Raw genomic sequence first — 3057 nt, 5'->3', positions numbered from 1 at the left:
GACCGGATACACGTAGGCAGTCGTACCTCAGTCGCGATCGAACAAAGTGCTTGCAAAAGAGGAGGAGTCCATACACGTTCATTCCCAGACGTAGTAGACTTGCGTCAAACAAGCTGATCACTTCACCTCATGAAGCGGCTTCAGTAATTCCGGCGAGACCTTGTACTGAGTGGTGTCGTTTTCGGCCAGCACGATGACGGTTTTGCGGTTGATCTTGGTGACGATGCCGAACGCCGGTCCTTCGCGAGTCTCGAAGGTTACCTTGAGCCCGACGCGCAGCTGACTCAGGGCCTGCAGGGTTTCCTGTTCTTTGAGTTCATCGATGCGCTGGCAGATGGCGTCATTGAGCTCCAGCAGCTGATCGATGGTCATCTCATCAATGCGCATGGCGGATGGCCTCCGATGGCTCAGGCTGTCTCTGCGGATGACGGGGATCGATCAACGAGCGCAGCGGCTTGTCCGCGAAGCAACTCTTCCACTGTCTTGGCGTCAACTGCGCTACCTCCCGGGCCGGATGCTGGCTGATGCGCTGCAACACGTCCACCAGATAGGTGTACGGATTGATCTCATGCAGTTTGCAGGTGCTGATCAGGCTCTGGATGATGCCCAGGTGTTCGGCGCCGAGTTCCGTCCAGCAGAACATCCAGTTCTTTTTGCCCATGGGAATGGGGCGCAACGCCCGCTCCAGGTGGTTGGTGTCCGGTTGTACGTCCGGATCTTCCAGGAACACGGTGAGGCTCGCTTGACGGCTGATGACATAATTCACGGCTTTGGTCAGTGCATCACTGGGCAACAGGCCACCGCACTCCAGTTGATCCCGGCACCACTGGAAGAACTCGTGGATCACGGGTTTTGAGTGCGTCAGTCGATACTGCGCTTCTTCTCGCCAGTGAGCTGTTCTGCGCGGATCGTCTCTTCAATGTTGTACAGCTGAGCGATCTGTTGCAGCGCCTCGGTTGCCTTCTCCGGGTGCTCGTTCTGGGCGGTGATGAAGTAACGCCGGGCGTGTACCCAGCACTGGGCATGGGTGACGCCTTCCTGTGCTGCGGCATAGCGGGCGTAGGCGGCGTACCCATCGCTGATCAGCGTGCCGGTGAACTCGTCGGTCAGCACCTGCTCGATGTGGCCACGTCCACGGCTGTTCGAGTAGGTGAACACCACCTCATCGTCATCGCCGTACAATGGCCAGAACCAACCGGATTTCATTTTGCCCGGCTTGGAGCCGGCCCGGCCCTGATGGCCGGCCTTGATCGGCGTCTCGTCCATGGCCAGCACCCGGCTGCGCAGCACATTATCGGTCTGGGCATCGACGATGGGGCGCAGCAGATCGATGGCCCGCTTGACCAGGTTGGTCAGCGTGCTGCGGCTGACGGTGACCCCGGCCTGCTGAATGCGCTGGTGCTGGCGATACAGCGGCAGGTGGAACTGGAACTTGTCCACCAGCAGCCCGGCCAGCAGGCTGACATCGGCCAGGCTGTTGTCGAGCACGTTGGATGGAGCCGGCGTGGTTATCGGCTTGTCAGTGCCTTTGCGGCGAAACACCGGGCGTTCGCACTTGAGTACCACATAGCTGGCCGCGCGCTGGGCCAGCCGGTAAGTGGTCTTGGTGCCGAGGATCTCGTACTGGTCGGCGTCCGGGCCAGTCAGCTCCGGCGGCAGCTGCTCGATGACTTCCACCGGCACATCCGCCGTAAAGCGAAGGCCCGTTTCGTTGAGACACTCATCGTCGCGCTGCTTCTTGCCGGTGCCGCGTTGATAGGCCCGGACCGTGCGCTTGTCATCTTCCGGCGCCTTCTCTGGAACGGGCGTGTCCTCCGGCTGGAACAGGCTGTCCTGCCCGGGAAAGTCGTAGACCTGTTTCTCGGACTTGGGGCCGAAAAGCTGCTTCTTGAACCAATCCAATTGGCGTTGCATCCCCTGAACCTGCTCACGCAGCAGCGCGTTCTCCTCGGCCAGAGCCGAGTGAGACGGTGTGTTGGATTCAGGGGTGCAAGCGATTGATTTCATGGGCACCATTATACCGGAACCCAACCGCTTACGCTGCTGAAAAACGCTTGAATTGGCGAACTTTTTGCACCTCGATGCCATCGATCAGCAGCTGCAGGTCCGCCAGGGTCAAGGCTCGCTGGCCAGACGCTGACGCACGTACCTGGAACTGGCCCCGCTCCAGGCGCTTCGCCCACAGGCAATAGCCGGTGCGGCTGAAGTACAGCATCTTCATCTGGGTCTTTCGCCGGTTGATGAAGACAAAGTACTGGCCGCTCAGCGGATCGTGCTTGAGCTGATTGCGCACCAGCGCGCTCAGTCCCCGGAAGGACTTGCGCATGTCCGTGGGCTCGGTGCACAGCCAGATCCGGGCCTGGCTATCGAGCCCGATCATCCGTTCTGGCTCAGCCGCAGTTCGACGCCATTGCCCAGGCTCAGCACAATATTCCAGCCCGACCCGGAAGATGACGATGCGCCCATCAATGAGGAAAGATCCAGAAAGCCCGCCTCACCAGAACCCGTCGAGTCAGAGACCGGGCTCTCGGACAGCCGCTTGCGCCAGTTGCAGAAGCTGGCGTAACCGATGCCCTGCTGCTTACAGAACTGCATGGCCGACAAGCCGCTTTCGCGCTGCTGATCGACCAGACCCTGCCATTGTTCGGGGGTATGGCGTTTGCTCATGGGAGTAACCTCGTGTTGGAGAATTCGAGGCTACTGTAGGGCGCTATTCGCGGGAGTGGCAGGGTGTCTTCGAATGAACGCTAACAGAGGAGCCGGGATTCTGGCGATCCTTTTCGGAGGGCGTCGACAGCGCCCATGTTGAGGACGGTCAACTGGTTTTGAAGCTCAGGGAATAACGGTTCCCTATTCCAGAGGAGACTTGCCATGGGCCGACGCCACAGCCTGGTGCTTGCCGCCTGCCTGTTGCCCATGGCTGCACAGGCCGGCGTGGAGCTGACCCCGTTTGCCGGATACCGGCTGGGCGGGGATTTTGAGGTCCGCACTGCCGGCGCCAGCACCACGGAGGATCTGACCTTCGACGACTCCCGCAGCCTGGGCCTGACCCTGAAC

At 60.5% G+C, this 3057-nt stretch carries 4 protein-coding genes and 1 pseudogene; 1 reads left to right on the top strand and 4 read right to left on the bottom strand.

Going from position 1 to position 3057, the window contains the following annotated elements; translation table 11 throughout:
- Positions 1-117: 117 nt before the first annotated feature.
- From AC1RQI_RS16460 to tnpA, 4 genes and pseudogenes are all read right to left on the bottom strand, one after another.
- Positions 118-387: a hypothetical protein gene (locus tag AC1RQI_RS16460; RefSeq protein ID WP_481905697.1), complete on the bottom strand. Its 270-nt coding sequence runs from the start codon at positions 385-387 to the stop codon at positions 118-120.
- A pseudogene (gene tnpC, locus AC1RQI_RS16455) lies at positions 377-2016 on the bottom strand (IS66 family transposase). Before tnpC ends, AC1RQI_RS16460 begins: the two are co-directional and overlap by 11 nt.
- A gap of 19 nt (positions 2017-2035) precedes the next feature.
- Positions 2036-2380, bottom strand: a complete 345-nt coding sequence (gene tnpB, locus AC1RQI_RS16450; RefSeq protein ID WP_481905696.1) for an IS66 family insertion sequence element accessory protein TnpB — start codon at positions 2378-2380, stop codon at positions 2036-2038.
- Positions 2377-2667, bottom strand: a complete 291-nt coding sequence (gene tnpA, locus AC1RQI_RS16445; protein WP_481905695.1) for an IS66 family insertion sequence element accessory protein TnpA — start codon at positions 2665-2667, stop codon at positions 2377-2379. Before tnpA ends, tnpB begins: the two co-directional genes overlap by 4 nt.
- 204 nt (positions 2668-2871) lie before the next feature.
- Here tnpA and AC1RQI_RS16440 point away from each other — a divergent pair.
- Positions 2872-3057, top strand: a 186-nt coding sequence (locus AC1RQI_RS16440) for a hypothetical protein (RefSeq protein ID WP_481905694.1), incomplete at its 3' end; no start/stop codon positions are given.

It is taken from the genome of Salicola sp. AFF1 (assembly GCF_056783195.1).
The sequence above is the reverse complement of the archived record's forward strand: the minus strand, read 5'-3'. Positions and strand labels throughout refer to the sequence as shown.